Raw genomic sequence first — 24,974 nt, 5'->3', positions numbered from 1 at the left:
TCCCGTCGGTAGGAACAGTGTCCGTCACCACATGCACACAGCCTATCGGTTTCCTGGATTTCTAAAAGCCAGCCAAATACCCGACGTGATGTAGGAAAAACCCTACCCACGGCACAGGCGTAGAATGGCTGGATCAGCCCATGCAACCGGAGTTTCAGATGGACAGCGCCAAGCTCGGCCAATTCGTCAATGACAAGTGGGACAGCGAAATCGTCCCGCAGTTGGTCGACTACATCCGCATTCCCAACAAGTCGCCGATGTTCGACGCCAATTGGGTGCAGAACGGCTACATGGAACAGGCGGTCACCCTGATGGAGAACTGGGCCAAGGCCCAGCAGCTGCCCGGCCTGAAGGTTGAAGTGGTGCGTCTGGAAGGCCGTACCCCGCTGATCTTCCTGGAAATTCCGGCTACCGGCGCCGAAACCGGCGACGACACCATCCTGCTCTACGGCCACCTCGACAAACAGCCGGAAATGACCGGCTGGGACGACGACCTCGGCCCGTGGACCCCGGTCCTGCGCGGCGACAAGCTGTATGGCCGCGGCGGTGCGGACGACGGCTACGCCATCTTCGGCTCGCTGGCCGCGGTGCTGGCGCTGCAGGCCCAGGGCCTGCCGCACGCCCGCTGCGTGGTGCTGATCGAAGCCTGTGAAGAGTCGGGCAGCTATGACCTGCCGGCCTACGTCGACCACCTCGCCGACCGCATCGGCAAGCCGTCGCTGGTGGTCTGCCTGGATTCGGGCTGCGCCAACTACGACCAGCTGTGGTGCACCACCTCGCTGCGCGGCCTGACCGGCGGCAACTTCACCGTGAAGGTCCTCAACGAAGGCGTGCACTCCGGCGATGCCTCCGGCGTGGTGCCGTCCAGCTTCCGCCTGCTCCGCCAGCTGCTGTCGCGCATCGAGGACCAGGACACCGGCCGCATCCTGATCGACGGCATGAACGTTGAGATCCCGGCCGAGCGCCAGGAACAGGCCAAGCGCGCCGCCGAAGTGGTCGATACCGAGATCTTCGAGAAGTTCCCGATGGTCGACGGTCTGCGTCCGATGAACGAGGACCTGACCGAGCTGGTGCTCAACCGCACCTGGCGCCCGGCACTGTCGGTCACCGGCGTCGGTGGCATGCCGGCGCTGGAATCGGCCGGCAACGTGCTGCGCCCGCAGACCTCGGTGAAGCTGTCGCTGCGCCTGCCGCCGACCGCCGATGGCAAAACCTGCGGCGAGCTGCTGAAGGAAGCGCTGCTGCGCGATCCGCCGAACGGCGCGCAGGTCACTCTGGATCTGGAAAAGGCCTCCACCGGCTGGAACGCCCCGGCCATGGCGCCGTGGCTGACCCAGGCCATCGACGACGCCAGCCAGGCCTTCTTCGGCAAGCCGGCGATGTACATGGGCGAAGGTGGCTCGATCCCGTTCATGGGCATGCTGGGTGAGAAGTTCCCGGGCGCCCAGTTCATGATCACCGGCGTGCTCGGTCCGCACTCCAATGCACACGGCCCGAACGAGTTCCTGCACATTCCGATGGGCAAGAAGGTCACCGCCTGCGTGTCCAAGGTGATCAGCGAGCACTACGCCGCCAGCCTGCGCGGCGAGACCAGCGGTTCGCCGGTGGCTGCCGACAGTGGCACCCGCCACGGCGACCACGGCTGCTGCTGAATCCGGCACACCGTGACGGACGCAGCCTGGCCTTGCTAGGCTGCGTCCACCCTTGGTGGAAATCGCGCGCATGAATGGTCTGTTCGGCAGCAGCAGCTGGCTCTACATCATCCTGGTCGGCTTCTTCGTCGGCCTGCTCGGGCGATTCTTCATGCCCGGCAACAACCGCATGGGCTGCCTGCTGACCATCGTGCTGGGCATCATCGGCGCGCTGCTGGCCGGGTGGTTCGGCCAGTACATGGGCTGGTACGCCCCCGGTGAGCCGGCCGGCTTCCTCGGTGCGGTGCTGGGCGCGGTGGCCGTGCTGGCCGTCCTGCGTCTGTTCAGCGGTCGCCGCTGATCCCGCACCCTCTTCCCTTCCTGTTCCCGACGTAGGCGCGCCCGGCGCGCCCGGATATGCCTGCATGACCGAACCCGCCTCCGATCCCCAGCGCAGCGCGCAGCGCCTGCAGTGGGCCCGTACCCAGCTCGATGATTCCAGTGCGGTGGTCGAACGCGCCTCGGTCGATGCCGGCATGCGCAGCTACTGGCGCACCACCAGCACGCGCGGCAGCCACATCGTGATGGATGCCCCGCCGGGGCTGGAAGATCCGCGCCCGTGGCTGCGCATGCGCGGCCTGCTGGATGACAACGGCCTGCGTGTGCCCGCGCTGCTGGCACAGGATCTGGATGCCGGCTTCCTGCTGCTGGAAGATCTCGGCGGCCCGACCCTGGCGAAGATCCTCGACGAGCGCAACGCCGATGAATGGTTCGGCCGTTCGATCGAACAGCTGCTGCGCCTGCAGGCGATCCCGGTGCCGGCCGACTTCGGCCAGTTCGGCGAAGCACTGCTGCAGCGCGATGCCGGCCTGTTCGACGAATGGTTCCTGCAGCGCCACCTGAACCTGGAACTGGACTGCGGAGAGATTGAAGGGCTGCAGCTGGTGCACCGCCGCTTGATGGACAACGCGCTGGGCCAGGCCCAGCTGATGACCCATCGCGACTACATGCCGCGCAATCTGATGCCGGTCGAAAATGGTCCGGCAGTGCTGGATTTCCAGGACCTGGTGCGCGGCCCGATTGCCTACGATGCGATGAGCCTGTTCAAGGACGCGTTCCTGAGCTGGCCGCTGCAGCGTGTGGACGAGTGGCTGGCGCAGTATCACGAGCGCGCCCGCAACGCCGGCCTGCCGGTGCCCGACCGCGCCACCTTCCTGCGCGATGCCGACTGGATGGGCATCCAGCGCCACGTGAAGATCCTCGGCCTGTTCTGCCGCCTGCGCTATCGCGACAACAAGGGCCATTACCTGGACGACGCGCCGCGCTTCATCAACTATCTGGACGAAGTGCTGCCGCGCTACCGCGAGCTGGCACCGCTGCAGCAGCTGCTGGAACACCGCATCAAGCCGGCGCTGACCGACCTGGCCGCACCGATGCGCGTGGCCCGATGAAGGCGCTGGTCTTTGCTGCCGGCCTCGGCGAACGCATGCGCCCGCTGACCCTGCACACGCCCAAGCCGCTGCTGGACGTGGCCGGCAAACCGCTGATCGTCTGGCACCTGGAACGCCTGGCCGCACTCGGCGTGCGCGAGGTAGTGGTCAACACCGCATGGCTGGCCGAACAGTTTCCAGCGACGCTGGGCGATGGCAGCCAATGGGGCTTGCGCCTGCATTTCATGTACGAAGGGCAGACCCCGCTGGAAACCGGCGGCGGCATCCTCAACGCGTTGCCGGTGCTGGGCGACGCCCCGTTTCTGGTCGTGAACGGCGACATCTGGACCGATTTCGATTTCGCCACGCTGCCGCGCGAGCCGCAGGGCCAGGCGCATCTGGTGCTGGTCGACAATCCGGTTCAGCACCCGAACGGTGACTACCGCCTCGATGCGCAGGGGTTGCTGCACCACGACCGCGAAGGACCGTGCCTGACCTATGCCGGCATCGGCGTGTATCGCCCTTCCATCGTGGCCGACTGGCGCACGGTGATCGGTGATGCACCGGGCAGCGAGCGGCTGCCGCCGAAGTTCTCGGTGGTGCCGCTGCAGAAGCACTTCATGGCACAGGGGTTGATGACGGGGCAGCATCATCGCGGACGCTGGACCGATGTCGGCACCGTGGATCGCCTGCGCGCGCTGGATGTTGAGTTGGCCGCGAACGGCTGAGCCCCTCGTGGCTGGGCTTATTGAAAGCAGAAGCCTTGCTTGGCCGGGCGGGGTGGGTTCGCGGGGGACGCCGTGAACCCGTCCCTGAAGTGCCCCCCGCGAACCCACCCCGCCCGGCCTCTGACAGTTTCCGTGGGCGTCCAGCCACGGAAGAAAGAAAGAAAAGCAAACGCGGGTCGCGTCGCTGCGCTCGCTCTGGTGACGACCAACGGTCGTCACCTACCACAAGCAAGACACGTGTCGACCAAGGTCGACACCCACCAACAGCAGTGCAGTATGCAGTCCCGGCAGATCGCGGGAACCTGTCGAAGGCGGGGTGGCTCAGGTTGCGGGGGCGTGAGCGCCATGGATGGCGCGACCGAGGCTACATGGACGTACTTGCGCCGTCCCCCGCAACCTGAGCCACCCCGCCATCCCACGGATAGCCCGCTTTTGACGTTGACGTTGACGTTGCTTCGGCTTCGGCGGGTGCAGGGCGCAGCCCTGCAAAGCAAACCCCACCCTCAGTAACGCGGCCGGCCTTCTTCCAGCACCTGGCGCAGGAACGGCACGGTGATCCGCCGCTTCGCCGCCAGCGACTCGCGGTCCAGCCAGTCCAGCAGCGTGATCAATCCACCCAGCTCGCGACCGGTGTGCGACAGCAGCCACTCGATCGAGGCCTCGTCGATCGCCAGCCCACGCCGCAGCGCGCGCTCACGCAGCACCGCTGCCCGTCCTTCCTCATCCAGCGGCTGCAGCAGCACACGCACGCACTGGCCCAGCCGCGAACGCAGATCGGGCAGTACCAGGCCCAGTTCTTCCGGCGCCTTCTGCGCCGTGTACAGCACGGTCACGCCCGCAGCGCGCGCGCGGTTGTGGAAATCGAACAGCGCGATCTCGTCCTCGCGGTTGCCGGCCACCTCGTCCAGGCCGTCCAGCGCCACCAGCTCGCGCGCCTCCAGCCCATCCAACGCCGCGCGTACGCGGCCGGCGGCGCTGGCCAGCGGTACGTAGGTCGGCAGTCGCCCGGCCTGCTCGGCGCTGGAGCACATCGCCAGTGCCTGGTGGGTCTTGCCCGTGCCCGCCGCACCTTCCAGATAGACCCAATCGTGGCTGGCACCCACCGCGATCGCGCGCAGCTGCGCCAGCGCGCCGTCCGGCGCGCCGATGAAGGTCTCCAGGCGCTGGTCCCGCGGGTAATGCAGGGCCAGCGGCAGTTGCGGCACACCCATCACTTCAGGTCGGGGCCCTTGTCGTTCGGAATGATGATATGGGGGGCATCGACCACGCCATCAAGCACGATCGCCGGCCTCTCACCCACGTACAGCTCGCTCTGGCGATAACGCTGGTGCGCGTAGCGCAGCAGCACGTTGGTCACCGCTGCCACCGGCAGCGCCAGCAGCATGCCGAGGAAGCCGAACAGCTGGCCGCCGGCCATCACCGCGAAGATCACTGCCACCGGGTGCAGGCCGATCTTGTCGCCGACGATGCGCGGGGTCAGTACGTAGCTTTCCAGCAGCTGGCCCACGGTGAACACCACGCCGACCAGGATCAGCAGCTTCAGGTCGAAGCCCTGTGCCTGCACCAGTGCGGCGACCACCGCCATCAGGATGCCGGTGGTCGCGCCCAGGTAGGGAATGAAGCTGATCAGGCCGGCAATCAGGCCGATCAGCAGACCCAGCTTGAGGCCGACCAGCGACAGGCCGCCGGCATAGATCACGCCCAGCGCCAGCATCACCAGGAACTGACCGCGGATGAAGGCGCCCAGCACCTCGTTGGACTCACGCGCCAATGCGCTGATGGTGCCGATCTGGTTGCGCGGAATCACCGACGCCACGCGCTCGACCAGCTTGTCCCAGTCACGCAGGAAGTAGAACGCCAGGATCGGCAGCAGCAGGATGTTGACCACCCAGGTCACCATCGCAAAGCCCGAACGCGAGACGTAGCCCATGAACGTGGTGGCGAAGCCGCCGGCCTGCTGCCAGTGGCTGCGCACCCATTCGATCAGGCGGTCCGGGTCCAGCCACTGCATCACTTCCAGGCCGGTCTTCTGCTCGAACCAGGGAATGCCCTTTTCCATCAGCCACGCCTGTGCCTGCGGCGCGACCGCAATCAGGGTGGTGATCTGGCGCTCGATCATCGGCACCAGCACCAGCAGCAGCGCCACGATCACCAGCACCATCGCCGCGAACACCAGCACCACGCCGGTCATGCGCGAACGGCCGGTGGCCTCGATGCGGTCCACCAGCGGATCGCCCAGCCAGGCCAGCGCCAGCGCCAGCACGAACGGGGTCAGGATCGGCGCCAGCAACCACACCACCCAGCCGATCAGGCCGGCGAACAGGATGTACTTCAGGCGGCGCAGGAACTGCGCGATTTCCGCTTCCGGGGTCAGGTTCATCGCAGGCGGTACTCGTTGCTGACCGGCGCAGCGACCGGGGCACCGGTGGTGTCGTCGATCGGCGTCGGCAGGGCCGGCAGCGGTGCGCTCGGCACCAGCACGCCGTTGTCGCCCAGCATGCGGTTGAAGCCGGCCAGGCCGGTGGTCATCTCCAGGCTCAGCTCCAGCTGGCCGGCCGAAGCGTGCAGCGGGGTGACGTTGCGCACCACCGGCACCTCACGCAGGCCGGCAGCCAGGCGCAGGTAGTCGTCGGCACTGTTGATGCCGGTGACCACCACCCGATAGGTGCCGGCCTGGCCGACGGCCGCGCCGGCCTTGGCATAGCGCTTGACCAGCGCATCGGCGGCACCATCGGCACCGGCGGCCATCGCGCGCATGGCGTTGGCGTCCTTGCTGGTCCACTTGTTCAGCTCACGGCCGTTGTCGACGAACACCCAGTCCGCCTGCCAGCCGCCATTGGCGCGGTACAGCTTGCCGATCAGCTGCATCGGCGGCGAGTAGCGCGAAGAGGCACGGGCCACGGCGGCACTGTCCTGGCGCCAGATGGCACCGGCCAGCGCCTGTTCGGCGGCACCACCGCTGGGCAGGCCCAGCTTGTAGCCGCGCTCGATGGCGCGGTTCAGCAACGGGCGGGCGGCGTTGGCCTGCTGCACGCTGACCAGGCGCGGACCGCTGCCGTCATCGACGGCCAGCCACAGCACCGGCTTCGGTCGCGGCTGCGGCCACAGCGGCAGGCCCAGCGCCGACACCAGCGAATCGACATCGTCCTCGCGGAAGCGGGCCACCAGCAGGGTACGGAAGCTGGGGGCGCCACTGGCGCTCACGCTCTGGTCCTGCTTGTAGTCGTAGCTGGCCACGTAATCCTTGGCATTGCGCAGCGCCTGCGCCACGCCAGGGCGCGACATCACGCTGCGATCGCCGGACAACTTGCCCAGTACAACGCTCAAGGCGCGGGCCAGGGCGCCGTTGCGGTCGGCTTCGGCCTGGCTGTTGACGGGCACTTCGGCCTCGTACGCGCCAGTGGCGGTGGCAACATCACCCTCGGTGCGCAGGCCGCTCTGGGCCATCGTGGCCACCGGCAGGCTCAGCGCAAGGAGCAGGGTCAGAATCAGGCTGCGGCGCATCAGGACATCCATTGGCTCGACGTATCCGGGGGAATTGTTGCCCGAATACGGCCTTTGCGCCAATGCGGCCTGTTAAAATCGCCCGTTCAACCCCTGCCAGCGCCGACGCCCGTGACCAACACCCCGTCTTCCGCCCCCTCCCCCCTCACCTACCGTGACGCGGGTGTCGACATCGACGCCGGCAACGAACTGGTCGAGCGGATCAAGCCCCTGGTCAAGCGCAGCTTCCGCCCGGAAGTGATGGGCGGCCTGGGCGGCTTCGGCGCCCTGTTCGACCTGTCCAACAAGTACCGCGAGCCGGTGCTGGTGTCGGGTACCGACGGCGTGGGCACCAAGCTGAAGCTGGCCCACCAGCTGAACCGCCACGATACGATCGGCATCGACCTGGTCGCCATGTGCGTGAACGACGTGCTGGTGCAGGGTGCCGAGCCGCTGTTCTTCCTGGACTACTTCGCCACCGGCAAGCTGGACATCGACACCGCCGCAGCGGTCGTGGGCGGCATCGCCAACGGTTGCACCGAGGCCGGCTGCGCGCTGATCGGCGGCGAAACCGCTGAAATGCCCGACATGTATGCCCCGGGCGAGTACGACCTGGCCGGCTTCACCGTCGCCGCGGTCGAGAAGAGCGAGCTGAAGGATGGCGCCAGCGTGGCTGTCGGCGACGTGCTGATCGGCATCGCTTCGTCCGGCCCGCATTCCAACGGCTACTCGCTGGTGCGCCGCATCTACGACCGCGCCGGCCGCCCGGCCGAGCTGGAGCTGGAAGGCGGCGTGAAGCTGGTCGATGCGCTGATGGCGCCGACCCGCCTGTACGTGAAGCCGATCCTGTCGCTGCTGAAGTCGCACGGCGCGGCCATCCACGGCATGGCCCACATCACCGGTGGCGGCCTGACCGAGAACATCATCCGCGTGGTGCCCGACGGCCTCGGCCTGGACATCCAGGCCTCGTCCTGGACCCTGCCGCCGGTGTTCCAGTGGCTGCAGAAGGAAGGCGCGGTCGCCGACAGCGAGATGTGGCGCACCTTCAACTGCGGTATCGGCTTCGTGCTGATCGTGGCGCCGGACCAGGTGGCCGCGGTATCCGATGCGGTCAAGGCGCAGGGCCTGGAGCACTGGACCATCGGCCAGGTGGTCACCGCCGAAGGCGCCGAGCGCGTCCACATCGCCTGATCCCGACAACCCAGGAGCCCGCATGGACGCAACGCCCCCCTTGTCGCCCGCCCCCGTGCCGCCGCCGCTGGCGACGGTACCGGTGTTCAACGCGCAGGATGCCGACCACCTGCGCATGCTGGCCATCGCGCACTACGTGGTCGGCGGCCTGATCGTGCTGTTCTCGCTGATCTTCATCATCCACATCGTGCTGGGCATCACCGCGCTCACCGGCAACCTGCCGATGAATTCCGGCGGCCAGCCGTCGTCGCCGGCCGAACAGCGCCTGTTCGGCTGGATGTTCACCCTCATCGGTTGCGTCGCCGTATTCGGTGGCGTCACCCTGGGCGCGTTCGTCGCCTATGCCGGCCGCTGCCTGGCCCAGAGACGCCGCTACCTGCTGTGCCTGATCGCGGCCGGCCTGGCCTGCCTGTTCACCCCCGTCGGCACGGTGCTGGGGGTGTTCAGCCTGATCACCCTGCTGCGCCCGCAGGTGAAGGCCGCCTTCGACCTTCCCGCCACGCCCGCATGACCGCCTCCGGCAATCCGCCGCCGCTGCCGCATCAGACCCTGGCGCAGCTGCAGCTGACCAGCCATCTGCAGACGCTGAAAGTGCTGTTCTACGCGTTGGCCGGCTTCCATTGGTTCGCCACAGTGGCGTTTCTTGGCCTCAGCGGATGGGTGGCCCACTCGCGCGGGCTGGACGATGCCTGGATGCTGACCACGGTCTATGCGTCCATCGCCGTGCTGGCGGCCGTGCTGGGGTTCGTGCAGTTGTATACCGCGCGCCAGCTGTCACATCGCACCGGGCTGGCCTGGTGCCGGCGCGCGGCGTGGCTGGGCGTACTGGCCGGCCCGCTGGGCATGGCCTTGGCCGCCTATGCCTGGGTGTTCCTGTCCAAACCTGACATGGCCGCGCTGTTCGACCGCGGCGACCACCTCAGTGTCTGAACCTGCCGGCAGACGCCCCGTCCTTTCCTGATCGATTTCCCATGTCCGCGCCTGCCCTCCCCACGTCCGCTTCGCCCACCACCCACCGTTTCTCGGGCCCCAAGAAGCTGGCCTTTGCCGCCGTGCTGGCGGTGTTCGCAGTCAGCTGGGTCCACCCGCTGTGGCCTACCGAACAGGCCCTGCACAGCACCCTGACCGTGATCGGGCTGGCCGCGCTGCTGTGGGTCGACCGTCGCGGCGGCTGGCTGGGCAACGGTGCCTTCATCGCGATCTGCGGCTTCATCGCCCTGCACTGCGTGGCCGCGCGCTGGTTGTATTCCAACGTGCCCTACGACGCCTGGGCGCAGACGCTGAGCGGCTGGTCGCCGAATGCGGCCTTCGATTGGCAGCGCAACCATTTCGATCGCCTCATCCACTTCCTGTTCGGCGTCTGCTTCACTCCTGCGCTGCTGCAGCTTGCCCGTCATGCGTGGCCGGCGCTGCGCCTGGGCCAGGCCTTCACCCTGGCGGTGATGACGGTGATGTGTGCCAGCCTGGTCTACGAATGGTTCGAGTGGGCCATCGCGGTGGCGCTGTCACCGGATGCTGCCGAGGCCTACAACGGGCAGCAGGGCGACATGTGGGACGCGCACGCCGACATGCTGATGGCCACCCTCGGCAGCCTGCTGATCTGGCCGCTGATCCGCCGGAGCGCCCAGCAGTGACCGCGACCACCCGCATTGCCGTGCTCGCCTCCGGTCGCGGCAGCAACCTGCAGGCCATCCTCGATGCCATTGCCGACGGCCGACTGCCCGCCGAGGTGGTCGGCGTGTTTTCCGACCGCCCCGCCGCAGAGGCCCTGCAGCGCGTCGCACCGAACCTGCGCTGGGCGCATGCACCGAAGTCCTTCAGCGACCGCGCCAACTACGAGCAGGCGCTCGGCGATGCGCTGGCCGCAGTACAACCGGACTGGATCGTCTGCGCCGGCTACATGCGCATCCTCGGCGCGGCCTTCGTACAGCGCTTCAATGGCCGGCTGGTCAACATCCATCCATCGCTGCTGCCGCTGCACAAGGGCCTGGACACCCACGCACGGGCGCTGCAGGCGGGCGACGCCGAGCACGGTGCCAGCGTGCATCTGGTCGTGCCCGAGCTGGATGCGGGCGCCGTGCTGGCGCAGGTGCGGGTGCCGGTGCTGCCCGGCGATGACGCCGACAGCCTGGCCGCGCGCGTGCTGGCGGTGGAGCATCCGCTGCTGATCGCTACCCTGCAGCTGTTGTGCGCCGGCCGCCTGGCTGAACGGGAGGGCCAGCCGCAACTGGACGGTCACCCCCTGTTTAGCCCGTTGGCCCTAGATTCCGCCGGGAACCTGAACCGGTAGTCCCCATGCACACGCCCCGCTGACTGCGGGGCTGGCATCCTGCCCCCTCCTGCGGTCCCTGTCCTCCATGAAGACCACGACCCTGCTGTCCACTCCATTGCTGTTGTCGCTTGCCGTGTTCCCCGGCGTGGGCTGGGGCCAGGCACAGGCGCCCGCCACCCCGCCGGCACCGGTGCCCGCAGCGCAGCCGCCAGCCGATGCGCCGGCCGTACCGATGCCACCGGCACTGGCCTGGGAGCCACCGCCGCTGCAACCGTTCAGCGCCACCTACCAGGCCTTTTACAAGGGCAAGGAAGCGGGCGATGCCAGCATGCAGGTCACCCACACCGGCGGCAGCCAGTGGCGGGTGGACATGCAGGTGGTCGGCCGCCGCGGCTTTGCCAGCGTGCTGGGCCTGAACATCGAACAGAGCACGGTGTTCGAGGAGCGCAGCGGCGTGTATGCGCCGCTCAGCCAGAGCACGGTGCGCAAGGGCCTGTTCCTGGGCAAGAAGGCGGTCGGCACCTACAACTGGCAGGCCGGCACCGCGCAATGGACCGGTGACGTCAAGAAGGAACGCGCGCAGCCGATCCCGCTGCAGCCGGGCGACCAGAGCGCGCTGCTGATCAACCTGGCGATCATGCGCGATGCGCGTCCAGGCGCCTCCATGCATTACCGCTACGTGGACATGGGCAAGGTCCGCGAACACGACTACCAGGCCGCGCCGCAGACCGAGAACGTCGAGGTCGGCGACCTGTCCTACAACGCACTGCGGGTCTACCGGACCAACGGTGGCAGAAACGAAACCATTCTCTGGATCGCCAACGGTGTCCCCACCCCGGTGCGCATCCTGCAACGCGAAGACGGCGAAGACCGCGTCGATCTGCGCCTGATCGAATACCAAGGAGTCTGAGCATGAATACCCTGACCCGCCCCCTCACCTGGATCGCAGCCGCTGCCCTGACCGTGGCCAGCCTGCCGGCCATGGCGCTGGAACCGTTCAAGGCCGATTACCTGGCCAGCTACATGGGCATGCAGGCCAACGGCACCATGACCCTGGCCAGCGAAGGCAGCAACAAGTGGCGCTACAGCCTGCAGGTGAAGAACCAGCTGGCCGACCTCAGCCAGAGCACGGTGTTCGAGGAAGTGCGTGGCCAGCTGCGCCCGCTCAGCAGCCAGGACCGTTCGGCGCTGCTGGTGAAGAAGCGCAACGTGCAGGCCAACTACAACTGGACCAGCAACCAGGCCACCTGGACCGGTGACATCAAGCCGGATCGCGCTGGCCCGATTGCGCTGAAAGCCGGTGACATGGACGCGCTGCTGATCAACCTGGCGATCGCCCGTGACCTGGCGGCGGGCAAGCCGCTGACCTATCGCATGGTCGACGAAGGCCGCATCAAGAACATGACGTACCGTGTGATCGGCAAGGAATCGATCACCGTGGGCGGCAAGAGCTACGAGGCCACCAAGGTCTCGCGCGCCGACGGCAACAAGGAGCTGATCGCCTGGATCGTGCCGGAATTCCCGGTGCCGGCGCGCATGCTGCAGCGTGAGAGCGGCCGCGATGCGCTGGACCTGACCATCAAGGCGATGAACTGACGGGAGATCCACATCATCCACGCATGGCGTGGATCTACTGGAAACCTGAAGTAGATCCACGCCATGCGTGGATGGGTGTACCCCAAAGAAAACGCCCGCTTTCGCGGGCGTCTTCTTATTTCTTCGCTTCAGCCGGTTTCTGTTCCTCGGCCGGCTTGAACTCGGTCCGGCAGTCCACGCGGATCTGCTCACCGGTGCTGCGCCAGACGAAGGTGCGGCAATGACGGTTGCCGTCCTGGCTGTCGTTCACTGCGACCGCATAGAACGACTCGATGATTTCATCACGCGAGACCGTGCCATCGCCGTTCCAGTCCATGTCCTTCTGCTCGATGCCCTGGGTGATGGCGATGTTGGCGTACCAGGCATAGCCCAGCCACGCCAGCACGATCAGCACCAGCGCCAGCAGCGCCTTGCGACGCGGGCTGAACTTGCCGCGCAGGATCATGGCACGCGCCGGATGGTGGCACCGAGCGAAGACAGCTTCTCTTCGATGTTCTCGTAGCCACGATCAAGGTGGTAGATGCGGTCGATGGTGGTCTCGCCGCTGGCCATCAGGCCGGCCAGGATCAGCGAGGCCGAGGCGCGCAGGTCGGTGGCCATCACCGGCGCGCCGCTCAGGTGCTCGTTGCCACGCACGATGGCGGTATGCCCTTCGACCTGGATGTCCGCGCCCAGGCGCAGCAGTTCGTTGACGTGCATGAAACGGTTCTCGAAGATCGTTTCGTTGATCACGCCCACGCCGTCGGCCACGCAGTTGAGCGCCATGAACTGCGCCTGCATGTCGGTCGGGAATGCCGGGTACGGCGCGGTGGTCAGGTTGACCGCCTTCGGCCGCTTGCCCTGCATGTCCAGGGTGATGCTGTCGTCGGTGGTCTCGATCTTCGCACCGGCTTCGACCAGCTTGGACAGCACCGCGTCCATGGTGTTCGGGCGCGCACGGTTGACCGTGACCTTGCCACCGGTCATCGCTGCGGCCACCAGGAAGGTGCCGGTCTCGATGCGGTCGGGCAGCACTTCATGGCGGCCGCCGGACAGGCGCTCGACGCCTTCGATCACCAGCCGGGCAGTGCCCAGGCCTTCGATCTTCGCGCCCAGCGCGATCAGGCAGTGCGCCAGATCGGTCACTTCCGGTTCCATCGCGCAGTTGTCGAGGATGGTGGTGCCTTCGGCCAGCACCGCGCCCATCAGCACGTTCTCGGTGCCGGTGACGCTGACCATGTCGAAGGTGAAGTGGCCCCCCTTCAGCCGCTTGGCGGTGGCCTTGATGAAGCCGTTCTCGACCACGATCTCGGCGCCCAGCGCCTGCAGGCCCTTGATGTGCTGGTCGACCGGTCGCGAGCCGATCGCGCAGCCGCCCGGCAGCGACACTTCGGCGGCGCCGAAGCGGGCCAGCAGCGGGCCCAGCACCAGGATCGAGGCGCGCATGGTCTTGACCAGCTCATACGGTGCGACGTGCTGGTTGACCGGACGCGGGTCGACCACGATCGCGCTGCCGCGCGACAGCGTGCCCTGGTCGATGGTGACCTTGGCGCCCAGCTCGCCGAGCAGCTTCACCGTGGTGACCACGTCGTGCAGGTGCGGCACGTTGGTGATCTCCACCGGCGCATCGGCCAGCAGGGTCGCGCAGAGAATGGGGAGGACGGCGTTCTTGGCGCCGGAGATGCTCACTTCACCGTGCAGCGCAGCGCCGCCGGTCACAACGATCTTGGCCATGTATTCGGGATCTTCTGCGGTTCAGCCGGCTTCGGCCGGGGTCACGGTTTTCAGCGCCAGCGCGTGGATCGCGCCGCCCATCAGGTCGCCCAGCGTGGCATACACCATGCGGTGGCGGGCCAGCGGCATCTTGCCGGCGAAGGCCTCGCAGACCACGGTCGCTTCGAAATGCACGCCATCGTCGCCCTGCACGTCGGCGCGGGCGCCGGGCAGGCCGGTTTCGATCAGATTGCGGATGGTGTCGGCGTCCAACGGGCTTTCCTAATAAAATGTGCCTCCATTCTACTTCCGCTGCGTGGCGTCCGCATGGCCGAATCCCTGTTGCCCCCCCGTTCCGTCGACCCTGCCGGCCTGGTCGCCAGCGGCCGCCGCGTCTTCGAGATCGAGCGGCAGGCGCTGGACGCCGTGGCCGACCGCCTTGGCGAGGCGTTCCAGCAGGCCTGCCAGGCGATCCTGGCCAGCCGCGGCCGGGTGGTCGCCACCGGCATGGGCAAGTCCGGGCACATCGCCCGCAAGATCGCCGCCACCCTGGCGTCCACCGGTACGCCGGCGTTCTACGTGCACCCGGGTGAAGCCGGCCACGGCGACCTCGGCATGATCACCGAGGACGACGTGGTGCTGGCGCTGTCCTATTCGGGCGAGTCGGACGAAGTGCTGATGCTGCTGCCGGTGCTCAAGCGCCAGGGCAACGTGCTGATTTCCATGACCGGGCGCCCACAGTCCAGCCTGGCCACCGCCGCCGACATCCACCTGGACGTGAGCGTGCCGGCCGAGGCCTGTCCGCTGGCGCTGGCGCCGACCTCCAGCACCACCGCCTCGCTGGCGATGGGCGACGCGCTGGCCGTGGCCCTGCTCGACGCACGCGGCTTCACCGCCGACGATTTCGCCCGTTCACACCCGGCCGGCAGCCTCGGCCGCCGCCTGCTGCTGCACATCACCGACGTGATGCACACCGGCGACGATCTGCCCAGCGTGGGCGCCGACGCCAGTCTCAGTGAAGCGCTGATGGAGATGAGCCGCAAACGGCTGGGCATGACCGCCGTGGTCGATGCCGGCGGCGTGCTGATCGGCCTGTTCACCGACGGCGACCTGCGCCGCGCGCTGGACAGCGCGCTGGACGTGCGCACCGCCAAGATCGCCGATGTGATGACGCGCAACCCACGCACCATCGGCGCCGACCAGCTGGCGGTGGAGGCGGCCCGGCTGATGGAGACCCACAAGATCACCGGCCTGATCGTGGTCGATGGCCAGGGGCGTGCGGTCGGCGCCCTGAACATTCATGACCTGTTGCGGGCCCGGGTGGTTTAACCGACAGTCCGTAGACCCCATTCAGTCTGTACTGCCCCACCCGAACCCACCGAGCCTGCCGCCCTGATGCCCTGGTCCCCCTTGCCCGCCTTCCCTGCCCACCTGCATGCCGCCGCGGCCCGTATCCGCCTGGCCTGCTTCGACGTGGACGGCACCCTCACCGACGGTCGGCTGTACTACGACAAGGACGGCAACGAGAGCAAGGCGTACTTCGTGCAGGATGGCCTGGGCCTGAAACTGCTGCAGCAGCACGGCATCCATCCCGTGCTCATCACCGCGCGCAACAGCCAGTCCGCGCTCAAGCGCGGCGCCGACCTCGGCATCGACACCCAGATCGCCGTAGGCGACAAGCTGGCCAGCGTGCAGGCGCTGTGCGCGCAGCATGGCATCGGCCTGGAACAGGTGGCCTTCATGGGCGATGACCTGCCGGACCTGGCGCCGCTGGGCGCGGTCGGCCTGGCGGTGGCGCCGGCCAACGCCCATCCGTGGATCGCCGAGCGCGTGCACTGGCAGACCCGTGCCGATGGCGGGCGTGGCGCCGCGCGCGAGCTGTGCGACATCCTGCTGGCCGCGCAGGGGCATGTGGATGCGGTGCTGGCGAGGTTCGGCGCATGAACCTGCCGACCGTGAACTGGCGCACCCTGCTCGGCATCGGCCTGCTGCTGGCCGCCCTGCTGAGCAGCTGGGCGGCGCTGCGCAACCGCGACAAGGGGCCAGCCAGTGGCGGCCAGGAAGTGGGCGTGGATTACATCCTGCACGACTTCCAGATCGTCGCCCTGGATGAGCAAGGCAAGGAATCGACCACGCTGCGTGCGCCGTTGCTGGAACGCCAGCGCGGTGACCAGACCATCAACATCGCCACGCCGTTGTTCGAGATGCCGGACAAGGATGGCAGGCACTGGACCCTGCGTGCCGAAACCGGCTGGCTCAGCGCCAAGGGCGACGAGATGAAGCTGCGCGGCAATGTCGCCGGCGACAGCCCGGTCGGCCCGGGCACGGTGCCGACCACCTTCCGCACCGATCATCTGGACGTGTTCCCGAAGGAAAACCGCGCCCGCACCGACGCCCTGGTGACCATGACCCGCCCGGGCATGGAACAGTCCGGCGTCGGCTTCGAAGTGGATTCGAAGAACAACACGTATCATTTCCTCAGCCAGTCCAAGGGCCGCTACACGCCCAAACGCTGATTCCGCCGCCAGCCTGCGACGTCTCCGGACAGGCGCAAGGCCGGCAGCCCCACCCGCCCGCCCCCGGTCCACCCGGGAGGCCCCCACCGGTAGAACGGACCCCGATGAAGATTCCCTTTGCCGCCGTACTCGCGCTTGGTCTTCTTGTCCCCAGCGCCGCCTTCGCCAAGTCCACCGACCGCAACGAAGACATGCACATCGATTCCGGCGCCCAGTCGGGCATGCTCACCGGCGACGGCAAGACCGTGCTGTCGCAGGGCGTGATCATCACCCAGGGCACGCTGGACCTGCGCTCGTCCGAGGCCGAGATCTACCTCAAGGACGGCGAAGCGGTGCGTGTGGTGTTCACCGGCAAGCAGGCCAAGATGAAGCAGCAGCTCGATGATGGCACCTGGATGGACGCGCTGGCCGATCGCATCGACTACGACATCAAGACCGAGATCATCACCCTGACCGGCAACTACAAGGTCACCAGCGCGCGCGGCACCAATGCCGGCCAGCGCATGATCTACAACACCCGCACCGGCGAAATGAACTCCGGTGGTGACGGCAGCCGCGTGCGCACCGTCATCCCGCCGAAGAACAAGACCCCGGCCGCACCTGCGGCACAGCCCAAGGCCACCACGCCGGCACAGCCGGCCGGGAGCAGGAAGTAATGCTCGTCGCCAAGGGCCTGCGCAAGAAGTACAAGCAACGCGAAGTCGTCAAGGACTTCGGGCTGACCCTCGACGCCGGTGAAGTGGTCGGCCTGCTCGGCCCCAACGGCGCCGGCAAGACCACCTGCTTCTACATGATCGTCGGCCTGGTTGCCGCCGATGCTGGCAGCATCGTGCTCGACGGCAAGGACATCACCGGCGACCCGATGTATACCCGGGCCAAGCAGGGCGTGGGTTACCTGCCGCAGGAGCCGTCGGTGTTCCGCAAGCTGACCGTGGCCGACAACATCCGCCTGGTGCTGGAGCTGCGCGAGGGCCTGGATTCGGCTGGCCGCGAGCGTGAATTGAACAGCCTGCTCGACGAACTGCAGCTGGGCCACGTCGCCGACCAGCTCGGCGCCAGCCTGTCCGGTGGCGAACGTCGCCGCTGCGAGATCGCCCGTGCCCTGGCCGCGCAGCCGCGCCTGATCCTGCTCGACGAACCGTTCGCCGGCGTCGACCCGATTTCCGTCGGCGAGATCCAGCGCATCGTCACCCATCTCAAGCAGCGTGGCATCGGTGTGCTGATCACCGACCACAACGTGCGCGAGACCTTGGGTATCTGCGACCGCGCGTATATCCTCGCCGAGGGCAGCGTGCTGGCCCAGGGTTCGCCGGAAGCGATCCTGGACAACGCCGATGTACGTCGCGTCTACCTCGGGGATTCCTTCAAGCTGTGAAGCAGTCGCCGGGTTCCTCTCCTTCCCTTCGGCACAGGCATGAAGACTCGGCTGCAGACATCGTTGGGACAGCAGCTGGTGCTCACGCCCCAGTTGCAGCAGGCGATCAAGCTGCTGCAGATGTCCACCACCGAGCTGGAGCTGGAGATCGCCCAGGCGGTGGAAAGCAATCCGCTGCTGGACTGGGCCGACAGCAGTGACAGCAGCAGCGCCGGCAACGAAGGCAGCGATGGCAACGACGGTGACGCCCCCGCAGAACGTACCGATGCTGGTGACGACTGGGCACCGGCCGAACTGGACTGGAGCGCGGCCGGCAGCGGCGGCAGCTTCGACGATGACGACGACACCGGCAGCGCCGCCGAGCGCGTAGCCGAAACCGAAACACTGGCCGACCATCTGCTGTGGCAGCTGCATCTGTCGCATCTGTCCTCGCGTGATCGCAGTATCGGTGCCGCACTGATCGATGCGCTGGACGACGACGGTTACCTGCGCGAGCCGCTGGCCGGCATCGCCGAAACCCTGTTGCCGGCGATCCACGCCGACGAGGACGAGATCCTCGCCGTGCTGCATCGCATCCAGCGTTTCGATCCGGTCGGTGTGGCTGCACGCACGCTGGGCGAATGCCTGCTGCTGCAGCTGGATGTGCTGGCCGGTGACACGCCCGGCCTGGTGCTGGCGCGACAGATTGCCGCAGGCCCGCTGGAACGGCTGCCGCGCAGCGGCGTCGCCGGGCTGGCCCATGAACTGAAACAGCCCCTGGACGAGGTCGAGACGGCAGTCACCCTGCTGCGCTCGCTGGACCCGCGCCCGGGCACGCAGATCGCACCGCTGTCGCAGGACACCTACGTGGTGCCGGATGTGGTGGTGTGGCGGCAGAACGGCGTATGGCGCGCAGCGCTGGCCGCGCATGCCGGGCCGAAGGTGGTGATCCACCGCGGCTACGAACAGCTGATCCGACGTTGTGGCGACGCCGATGCCGGCTACCTGCGTGCCCAGCTGCAGGAAGCGCGCTGGCTGCTGAAAGGGCTGCAGCAGCGTGGCGAAACCCTGCTGCGGGTGGTACGCAGCCTGATCCTGCAGCAGGCCGGCTTCCTCGAATTCGGCGAGCAGGCGCTGCGTCCACTGACCCTGCGCGAGATCGCCACCGAGCTCGGCCTGCACGAATCCACGGTCTCGCGCGCGATCGCCCGCAAGCACGTGCGTACCCCGCGCGGCACCCTGCCGCTGCGCGCCTTCTTCGCCTCGGGCATCGATACCGAGGGCGGTGGCGAGGCGTCCAGCACGGCCATCCAGGCGATGATCCGGCGCCTGATCGACGACGAGAACCCACGCAAGCCGCTTTCTGACGCCAAGCTGGCTGACCTGCTCAAATCGTCGGGAATTCCAGTAGCGCGACGCACCGTGGCGAAGTATCGTGAAGCCATGAACATTTCCGCCTCGCACGAAAGGGTCAGAATCGCTTGACGCGCCGCCGCGCCCGGCGGAGAGGTTCATTGGCACATCCGAACACAGGAGAAACCCGATGCGCATCGAAACGTTTGGCAAAGATGTCGAAGTCACCCCGGCCCTGCAGTCCTATGTAGAGGAGAAGCTGGCCCGGATCGGCAAACACTTCGACCAGCACTGCGAAGCGCGGGTGACCCTCAAGCTGCAGAAGACCGAACACCACGTCGACGCCAGCCTCAACATTCCCGGCCAGACCCTGCACGCCGAGGCCAATGCCCAGACCATGTATGCCGCGATCGACCTGCTTGCGGACAAGCTTGACCGTCTGGTGATCAAGCACAAGGAGAAAAAACAGCAGCACGCACCGCTGCCGGTGGGCGACAATGGTGGCTGATCGCCACCGTTCCCCGCAGACATGCCCCTGACTGACCTCCTGGCGGCCGTGCAGACCCAGCTCTGCACGGCCACCGACCGCGACAGCGTCCTGCAGGCCGCCGCCGGGTTGCTGGCCTGCCGCCAGGCCAACGCCGAACAGATCTATCTGAACCTGTGTCAGCGCGAAGCGCTGGGCAGCACCGCGATCGGTCACGGCATCGCCATTCCCCACGGCCGCGCGCCAACCCTGGACCGCCCCCGCGGCGCCCTGCTGCGGTTGGCCACCCCGGTCGACTTCGGTGGCGACGAGCCGGTGGACCTGGTGTTCGCCATGGCCGTCCCCGCCCACTACACCCACCAGCACCTGATGCTGCTGTCCGAGCTGGCCGAGCTGTTTTCGGCGCCCGACATCCGCCAGGCCCTGCGCGAAGCGGGCGATGCCCGGGCGCTGCGCGAGGCGCTGGACATGACCCCACCTGCGAGTGCCGCATGAATACCAGCATCACCGCCCGTGAACTGTTCGAACAGCAGCGCGAGCGGCTGGGGCTGCGCTGGGCTGCCGGCAAGTCCGGCGAGAAGCGCGAGCTGGAGGCCGGCAACACGGTCTCGCGGCGTCCATCGCTGGCTGGTTATCTCAATGCGATCTACCCCAACAAGGTGCAGATCCTGGGCACCGAAGAGCTGTCCTGGCTGGATGCGCTGGAACCACGCCAGCGTTGGGAGACCATCGAAAAGATCATGCAGTCGCACCCGCTGGCGCTGGTGCTGACCCGCAACCAGGCCTGCCCGGAAGACCTGCGCGCCGCCGCGGATGAATCCGGCACGCCGCTGTGGCTGTCACCCAAGCGCGGCCACGAACTGCTCAACCATCTGTCCTACCACCTGGCCCGTACGCTGGCGCCGCGGGTCATCCTGCATGGCGTGTTCATGGAGATCTATTCCATCGGCGTGCTGATCACCGGCGAGGCCGGATCGGGCAAGAGCGAACTGGCGCTGGAGCTGCTCAGCCGCGGCCACCGCCTGGTCGCCGATGATGCGCCCGAATTCACCCAGATCGCGCCCGACGTGCTCGATGGCACCTGCCCCGAACTGCTGCAGGACCTGCTGGAAGTGCGCGGCCTGGGCGTGCTGAATGTGCGCGAGATGTTCGGCGACACGGCTGTAAAGAAGAACAAGTACCTTCGGCTGATCGTCCACCTGACCAAGCCGATGACCGAACCCACCCCGCATGGCTACGAGCGCCTGACCGGCGACTCGGGCACCCGCCATGTGCTGGACCTGGATGTACCGCTGATCACCCTGCCGGTGATGCCCGGCCGCAACCTGGCCGTGCTGACCGAGGCCGCGACCCGCCTGCACATCCTGCGCACCAAGGGCATCGACCCGGCAGCCATGTTCATCGCCCGCCACAGCAACCTGCTGGAACGGCGAACACCCTGATTCCCCTGTCCTTCGAAGAGCCTGTCCATGAGCACCGTCACCCCCTCCGCCCCGACCCTGATCATCGTCAGCGGCCTGTCCGGCTCGGGTAAATCCGTCGCCCTGAAGACCTTCGAGGACCAGGACTACTACTGCTCGGACAACCTGCCGATCAATCTGCTGCCCGACTTCGTGCGCAGCCTGCTGGCCAACCACGACGGCAGCGCACCACGCCGCCTTGCCGTAGGCATCGACGTGCGCGGCCAGGCCGACCTGAGCCAGCTGGGCGACTGGCGGCAGCTGGCCACCGATGCCGGCGTGGAAGTGAAGGTGCTGTTCTTCGAGGCCAGCGACGAGGCCGTGCTCAAACGCTACGCCGACACCCGCCGCCGCCATCCACTGAGCCAGCTGGGCCTGTCGCTGCCCGAAGCGATCGCGCGTGAGCGTGAATTGACCGCACCGCTGCGCCGCGAGGCCGATGCGGTGATCGATACCAGCAATCTCAACGTGCATCAGCTGCGGCGGCGGATCATCACCGAGTTCACCATGGACCATGCCACCGGCCTGTCGCTGCTGTTCGAATCGTTCGCCTACAAGCGCGGCGTGCCGGCCGAGGCTGACTTCGTGTTCGATGCGCGGGTGCTGCCCAATCCACACTGGGACCCGGATCTGCGTGCGCTGAGTGGCCGCGAACCGGGCGTGCGCGACTACCTGGAAGCGCAGCCGGACGTGCAGCGCTACCTGACCCAGCTGATGGATTTCCTCGATACCTGGCTGCCGAAGCTGGGGGATGGCACCCGCAGCTATGTGACCGTGGCCTTCGGCTGCACCGGCGGCAAGCACCGTTCGGTGTTCCTGGCCGAGCGCCTGGCCCGGCATGCCCGCGAGATGGGCTGGGAAGACGTGGCGACCTACCACCGCGAACAGGATTGAGGGGTGCGGCCGGGCTGCGCCCGGCACCCGCGGGTAGTGCCGGCCGCTGGCCGGCAACAGCAAAAGCAAAAGCGGCATTCCCTGGGATGGCGAGGCGGTGTGCTGTTGGTGGGTGTCGACCTTGGTCGACACGGTAGATCCACGCCATGCGTGGATGAGTCCCGGTCAGGCATCGAAAAACGGATGGGGTCGGATCCTTTTCCAACGGAAATGGGCTCTGACCCGAGCAACGCTGAATACGGGATACAGTGCCCCTCATCTGCTGCTATCGCCAATTCACCTTGACCTGTTAACGTGCAGTAATGACCTGTGGCATTCTCCTCGTAACACATCCCGGGGTCGGGACCGCCCTGCTTGACGTGGCGACCCGGCTCCTGCGGCAATTGCCGCTGAAAACCGAAGCTTTCGAAGTACCGTTCGACGCAGACCTGGACGCCCTGCTCCCGCTCGCCTCAGCCGCTCTGCGGCGGGTCGACAATGGTGAAGGCGTGCTGATCCTGACCGACCTGTACGGCGCCAGCCCCGCCAACCTTGCCGGGCAGCTGGCCCGGCTGGGGACCCCGGTTCGCCGGGTGTCGGCGCTGAGCCTGCCGATGTTGCTGCGGGTGATGAATTATCCGGAACAGGGACTGGATCAACTGCCCGCCACAGCCGCGGCGGGTACCCGTAATGGAGCGATAGTCGACGATGCTTGAACGAGAACTCACCGTGAGCAACCGCCTGGGCCTGCACGCCCGGGCCACCGCCAAGCTGGTGCAGACCCTGGCGCCGTTCCGCTGCAACGTGACCATGGCCGCCAAGGGCCGTGAGATCAACGCCAAGAGCATCATGGGCGTGATGCTGCTGGCCGCCGGCCAGGGCACCCCGGTCACGGTGCGCATCAACGGCGAGGACGAAGCCGCCGCGATGGAAGCGGTGGTCGGCCTGTTCGAACGCCGCTTCGACGAGGACAGCTGAGCGTGCCACGCGCGCGCGCCGGCCAGGTCCCTTCCGGCCAGCGGCCGGTACAGCTGCTGGCCGGGCACGGTGCTGCCCGTGGCGCGGCGATGGGCCGGGCGCGGGTGCGCCTGCCACATGCGCTGGAAGTGGCCGAGCAGCGCGTCGCCGCCCATCAGGTCGAGGCCGAGCTGGCCCGCCTGCACCGCGCGGTGGATGCCGCGCGCACGGAAATGCACGAACTGCGGCAGCGCCTGCATGGCGCCCTGAACCAGGAGGTGGGCGAGTTCCTCGACCTGCATGCCCTGCTGCTGGACGACCCCGAGCTGTTGTTCGGGCTGGACGAGCTGATCCGCAGCGGCCCGTACAGCGCCGGCTATGCGCTGCGCCTGCAGCGTGACCGCTTGGCCAAGGTCTTCGATGGCATGGACGATGCCTATCTGAAGAGCCGCATGGACGACCTCGACCATGTGATCGGCCGCATCCACGCCTTCCTGCAGCCCGAACGCCCGCCGGTGATGAAAGGCCTGGCCGGTGAAATCCTGGTCTGCGACAACATCGCGCCCTCCGAGCTTGCCCAGTTGCAGGCGCAGGGCGTGGTCGGCATCGTCACCGCCGCCGGCAGCGCGCTGTCGCACAGTGCGATCCTGGCGCGCAGCCTGCACCTGCCCTTGATCGTCAACGTGCCGCAGCTGCTCAGCCGCATCGCCGATGGCGACGTGCTGATCATCGATGGCGCCGACGGCAGCATCACCGCCAACCCGCAGGCCGACAACCTGCGCGACTACCGCGCGCGCCTGAAAGAACATGCGCGCGAGCAGCGCGAGCTCGGCCGCCTGCGCAGCAAACCCAGCCGTACCCGCGACCAGGTCGACATCGCCCTGCTGGCCAATGCCGAATCGCTGGAGGACGTCACCCAGGCGCATGCGCTGGACGCGCAGGGGCTGGGCCTGTACCGCACCGAATTCCTGTTCCTGCAGCGCAACGAGCTGCCGGACGAAGAAGAACAGTTCCAGACCTACCGCGATGCCGCGTTGGGCATGAGCGGGCGACCGGTCACCATCCGCACGCTCGATCTGGGCGCGGACAAGGCCGACCGCACCGGCCTGACCCTGAGCAACGAAGAAAACCCGGCCCTGGGACTGCGCGGCGTACGCCTGTCGCTGGCACGGCCCAAGGTGGCCGACACCCAGCTGCGCGCGATCCTGCGCGCCTCGGCCTACGGCAAGCTGCGCGTGCTGGTGCCGATGGTCAGCACCCGCGAGGAACTGCTGGCGGTGCGCCGGCGCATGCTCAAGCTGACCGAACAGCTGCGCAGCGAAGGCCACATGGTGTCCGACCATGTGCCGCTGGGGGCGATGATCGAGGTGCCCGCTGCGGCGTTGGCGCTGGAGAGCTTCATCGACCTGGTCGACTTCCTGTCGATCGGCACCAACGACCTGGTGCAGTACCTGCTGGCCGCCGACCGCAACAACGAGGCACTGGGCGAGCTGTATTCGCCGCTGCATCCGGCCGTGCTGCGGTTGCTGCAGATGGTGATCGAGACCGGCGCGCGGCATCGCATTCCGGTGGCGGTCTGCGGTGAGATGGCCGGTGATGCACGGATGACTCCGCTGCTGCTGGCGCTGGGCCTGAGCGAATTCAGCCTGCACCCCGGCACACTGCTGGAGGTGCGCCGCGCGATCCGCGAGGCCGACCTGGCCGCGCTGCGCGCGCGCGCACCGAAGCTGCTGGCCGCACGCGACCGCCGCGCGATCGAGCGCTGGCTGGCGCTGGTGGCGGATACGCCCTGAGCGCCAAGGGTAGTGCCGGCCGCTGGCCGGCAACCTCATGGCCTTCGATGGGGCCGCTTGCCGGCCAGCGGCCGGCACTACCACCGCCCGGCGGCTATGCGTTGAAACATCCCCTTGCGATAATGACGCGCTGAACACCCCTGTTGCCGCATCCTTGC

At 67.5% G+C, this 24,974-nt stretch carries 30 protein-coding genes; 24 read left to right on the top strand and 6 right to left on the bottom strand.

Features of this window, described 5'->3' with window-relative positions:
- The first annotated feature begins 158 nt into the window (after positions 1-158).
- The 4 genes from ACZK13_RS04985 to murU all read left to right on the top strand — a co-directional run bounded on the left by ACZK13_RS04985 (position 159) and on the right by murU (position 3,789).
- Positions 159-1,652, top strand: coding sequence for a M20 family metallopeptidase (locus ACZK13_RS04985; RefSeq protein ID WP_010483606.1), 1,494 nt, complete (start codon positions 159-161; stop codon positions 1,650-1,652).
- Between the two features lie 70 nt (positions 1,653-1,722).
- Positions 1,723-1,992 carry a GlsB/YeaQ/YmgE family stress response membrane protein gene (locus tag ACZK13_RS04980; RefSeq protein ID WP_049398791.1) on the top strand — a complete coding sequence of 90 codons (270 nt, stop codon included), beginning with the start codon at positions 1,723-1,725 and terminating at the stop codon, positions 1,990-1,992.
- Between the two features lie 64 nt (positions 1,993-2,056).
- Positions 2,057-3,082 (top strand): aminoglycoside phosphotransferase family protein, encoded by a 1,026-nt coding sequence (locus ACZK13_RS04975; protein ID WP_253144183.1) that lies wholly within the window; start codon positions 2,057-2,059, stop codon positions 3,080-3,082.
- A complete protein-coding gene (gene murU, locus ACZK13_RS04970; protein ID WP_478482316.1) occupies positions 3,079-3,789 on the top strand; it encodes an N-acetylmuramate alpha-1-phosphate uridylyltransferase MurU in 711 nt (236 codons plus the stop codon). Before ACZK13_RS04975 ends, murU begins: the two co-directional genes overlap by 4 nt.
- 503 nt (positions 3,790-4,292) lie before the next feature.
- On the opposite strand, the gene hda is transcribed toward murU, so the two are convergent.
- Genes hda through ACZK13_RS04955 form a run of 3 tightly spaced genes read right to left on the bottom strand, consistent with a single transcriptional unit; the run spans position 4,293 to position 7,305 of the window.
- A complete protein-coding gene (gene hda, locus ACZK13_RS04965) occupies positions 4,293-5,000 on the bottom strand; it encodes a DnaA regulatory inactivator Hda (protein ID WP_032130359.1) in 708 nt (235 codons plus the stop codon).
- Complete coding sequence (locus ACZK13_RS04960) at positions 5,000-6,169, bottom strand: AI-2E family transporter (protein ID WP_253144181.1); 1,170 nt, start codon at positions 6,167-6,169, stop codon at positions 5,000-5,002. The genes hda and ACZK13_RS04960 overlap by 1 nt, the downstream gene beginning before the upstream one ends.
- Positions 6,166-7,305, bottom strand: coding sequence for a DUF2066 domain-containing protein (locus ACZK13_RS04955; RefSeq protein ID WP_032130361.1), 1,140 nt, complete (start codon positions 7,303-7,305; stop codon positions 6,166-6,168). Before ACZK13_RS04955 ends, ACZK13_RS04960 begins: the two co-directional genes overlap by 4 nt.
- A gap of 99 nt (positions 7,306-7,404) precedes the next feature.
- Between ACZK13_RS04955 and purM the strand changes: the two genes are divergently transcribed.
- From purM to ACZK13_RS04920, 7 genes are all read left to right on the top strand, one after another.
- Positions 7,405-8,463: a phosphoribosylformylglycinamidine cyclo-ligase gene (gene purM / locus ACZK13_RS04950; RefSeq protein WP_180838131.1), complete on the top strand. Its 1,059-nt coding sequence runs from the start codon at positions 7,405-7,407 to the stop codon at positions 8,461-8,463.
- Between the two features lie 22 nt (positions 8,464-8,485).
- Positions 8,486-8,974 carry a hypothetical protein gene (locus ACZK13_RS04945; protein WP_180838130.1) on the top strand — a complete coding sequence of 163 codons (489 nt, stop codon included), beginning with the start codon at positions 8,486-8,488 and terminating at the stop codon, positions 8,972-8,974.
- Positions 8,971-9,393 carry a hypothetical protein gene (locus ACZK13_RS04940; protein WP_032130364.1) on the top strand — a complete coding sequence of 141 codons (423 nt, stop codon included), beginning with the start codon at positions 8,971-8,973 and terminating at the stop codon, positions 9,391-9,393. Before ACZK13_RS04945 ends, ACZK13_RS04940 begins: the two co-directional genes overlap by 4 nt.
- Positions 9,394-9,434: 41 nt before the next feature.
- Positions 9,435-10,097, top strand: coding sequence for a DUF2238 domain-containing protein (locus tag ACZK13_RS04935; protein WP_478482315.1), 663 nt, complete (start codon positions 9,435-9,437; stop codon positions 10,095-10,097).
- Positions 10,094-10,753: a phosphoribosylglycinamide formyltransferase gene (purN, locus tag ACZK13_RS04930; protein ID WP_125894159.1), complete on the top strand. Its 660-nt coding sequence runs from the start codon at positions 10,094-10,096 to the stop codon at positions 10,751-10,753. The genes ACZK13_RS04935 and purN overlap by 4 nt, the downstream gene beginning before the upstream one ends.
- Before the next feature lie 67 nt (positions 10,754-10,820).
- Positions 10,821-11,645, top strand: coding sequence for a DUF3108 domain-containing protein (locus ACZK13_RS04925; protein ID WP_032130367.1), 825 nt, complete (start codon positions 10,821-10,823; stop codon positions 11,643-11,645).
- 2 nt (positions 11,646-11,647) lie between these two features.
- The gene (locus ACZK13_RS04920; protein ID WP_010483632.1) at positions 11,648-12,331 is read left to right on the top strand and encodes a DUF3108 domain-containing protein; all 684 of its coding nucleotides are present in this window, start codon (positions 11,648-11,650) and stop codon (positions 12,329-12,331) included.
- A gap of 115 nt (positions 12,332-12,446) precedes the next feature.
- On the opposite strand, the gene ACZK13_RS04915 is transcribed toward ACZK13_RS04920, so the two are convergent.
- Genes ACZK13_RS04915 through ACZK13_RS04905 form a run of 3 tightly spaced genes read right to left on the bottom strand, consistent with a single transcriptional unit; the run spans position 12,447 to position 14,296 of the window.
- Entirely contained in the window at positions 12,447-12,776 is a 330-nt protein-coding gene (locus ACZK13_RS04915; RefSeq protein ID WP_032130368.1) for a hypothetical protein, read from the bottom strand.
- Entirely contained in the window at positions 12,773-14,044 is a 1,272-nt protein-coding gene (gene murA, locus ACZK13_RS04910; protein WP_125894155.1) for a UDP-N-acetylglucosamine 1-carboxyvinyltransferase, read from the bottom strand. The genes ACZK13_RS04915 and murA overlap by 4 nt, the downstream gene beginning before the upstream one ends.
- A 21-nt stretch (positions 14,045-14,065) precedes the next feature.
- The gene (locus tag ACZK13_RS04905; RefSeq protein WP_005408396.1) at positions 14,066-14,296 is read right to left on the bottom strand and encodes a BolA family protein; all 231 of its coding nucleotides are present in this window, start codon (positions 14,294-14,296) and stop codon (positions 14,066-14,068) included.
- 54 nt (positions 14,297-14,350) lie between these two features.
- Between ACZK13_RS04905 and ACZK13_RS04900 the strand changes: the two genes are divergently transcribed.
- From ACZK13_RS04900 to ptsP, 13 genes are all read left to right on the top strand, one after another.
- On the top strand, positions 14,351-15,352 hold the full coding sequence (locus ACZK13_RS04900) for a KpsF/GutQ family sugar-phosphate isomerase (protein WP_049421533.1): 1,002 nt from the start codon (positions 14,351-14,353) through the stop codon (positions 15,350-15,352).
- Positions 15,353-15,418: 66 nt separating this feature from the next.
- Entirely contained in the window at positions 15,419-15,967 is a 549-nt protein-coding gene (locus ACZK13_RS04895; RefSeq protein WP_049398160.1) for a KdsC family phosphatase, read from the top strand.
- Positions 15,964-16,539 carry an LPS export ABC transporter periplasmic protein LptC gene (lptC, locus tag ACZK13_RS04890; protein ID WP_071228064.1) on the top strand — a complete coding sequence of 192 codons (576 nt, stop codon included), beginning with the start codon at positions 15,964-15,966 and terminating at the stop codon, positions 16,537-16,539. The genes ACZK13_RS04895 and lptC overlap by 4 nt, the downstream gene beginning before the upstream one ends.
- Positions 16,540-16,643: 104 nt before the next feature.
- Positions 16,644-17,195, top strand: coding sequence for a lipopolysaccharide transport periplasmic protein LptA (lptA, locus tag ACZK13_RS04885; protein WP_049462882.1), 552 nt, complete (start codon positions 16,644-16,646; stop codon positions 17,193-17,195).
- Positions 17,195-17,914 carry an LPS export ABC transporter ATP-binding protein gene (gene lptB, locus ACZK13_RS04880; RefSeq protein ID WP_049400688.1) on the top strand — a complete coding sequence of 240 codons (720 nt, stop codon included), beginning with the start codon at positions 17,195-17,197 and terminating at the stop codon, positions 17,912-17,914. Before lptA ends, lptB begins: the two co-directional genes overlap by 1 nt.
- 39 nt (positions 17,915-17,953) lie before the next feature.
- Entirely contained in the window at positions 17,954-19,378 is a 1,425-nt protein-coding gene (locus ACZK13_RS04875; protein ID WP_125894152.1) for an RNA polymerase factor sigma-54, read from the top strand.
- A 58-nt stretch (positions 19,379-19,436) separates the two neighbouring features.
- Positions 19,437-19,754, top strand: coding sequence for a ribosome hibernation-promoting factor, HPF/YfiA family (gene hpf / locus ACZK13_RS04870; RefSeq protein WP_004147311.1), 318 nt, complete (start codon positions 19,437-19,439; stop codon positions 19,752-19,754).
- A 21-nt stretch (positions 19,755-19,775) separates the two neighbouring features.
- Positions 19,776-20,228 carry a PTS sugar transporter subunit IIA gene (locus ACZK13_RS04865; protein WP_032130191.1) on the top strand — a complete coding sequence of 151 codons (453 nt, stop codon included), beginning with the start codon at positions 19,776-19,778 and terminating at the stop codon, positions 20,226-20,228.
- Entirely contained in the window at positions 20,225-21,175 is a 951-nt protein-coding gene (hprK, locus tag ACZK13_RS04860; RefSeq protein WP_005408388.1) for an HPr(Ser) kinase/phosphatase, read from the top strand. The genes ACZK13_RS04865 and hprK overlap by 4 nt, the downstream gene beginning before the upstream one ends.
- Before the next feature lie 27 nt (positions 21,176-21,202).
- On the top strand, positions 21,203-22,087 hold the full coding sequence (gene rapZ / locus ACZK13_RS04855; RefSeq protein ID WP_032130190.1) for an RNase adapter RapZ: 885 nt from the start codon (positions 21,203-21,205) through the stop codon (positions 22,085-22,087).
- A gap of 302 nt (positions 22,088-22,389) precedes the next feature.
- Positions 22,390-22,782, top strand: coding sequence for a PTS sugar transporter subunit IIA (locus ACZK13_RS04850; RefSeq protein ID WP_049462131.1), 393 nt, complete (start codon positions 22,390-22,392; stop codon positions 22,780-22,782).
- Positions 22,775-23,044, top strand: a complete 270-nt coding sequence (locus ACZK13_RS04845) for an HPr family phosphocarrier protein (RefSeq protein WP_005408385.1) — start codon at positions 22,775-22,777, stop codon at positions 23,042-23,044. The genes ACZK13_RS04850 and ACZK13_RS04845 overlap by 8 nt, the downstream gene beginning before the upstream one ends.
- A gap of 2 nt (positions 23,045-23,046) precedes the next feature.
- Complete coding sequence (gene ptsP, locus ACZK13_RS04840; protein ID WP_478482314.1) at positions 23,047-24,816, top strand: phosphoenolpyruvate--protein phosphotransferase; 1,770 nt, start codon at positions 23,047-23,049, stop codon at positions 24,814-24,816.
- Positions 24,817-24,974: the final 158 nt, after the last annotated feature.

The sequence above is a fragment of the Stenotrophomonas sp. 99219_Sma genome, from assembly GCF_056480785.1.
This window is presented reverse-complemented; position numbering and strand designations above follow the sequence as displayed.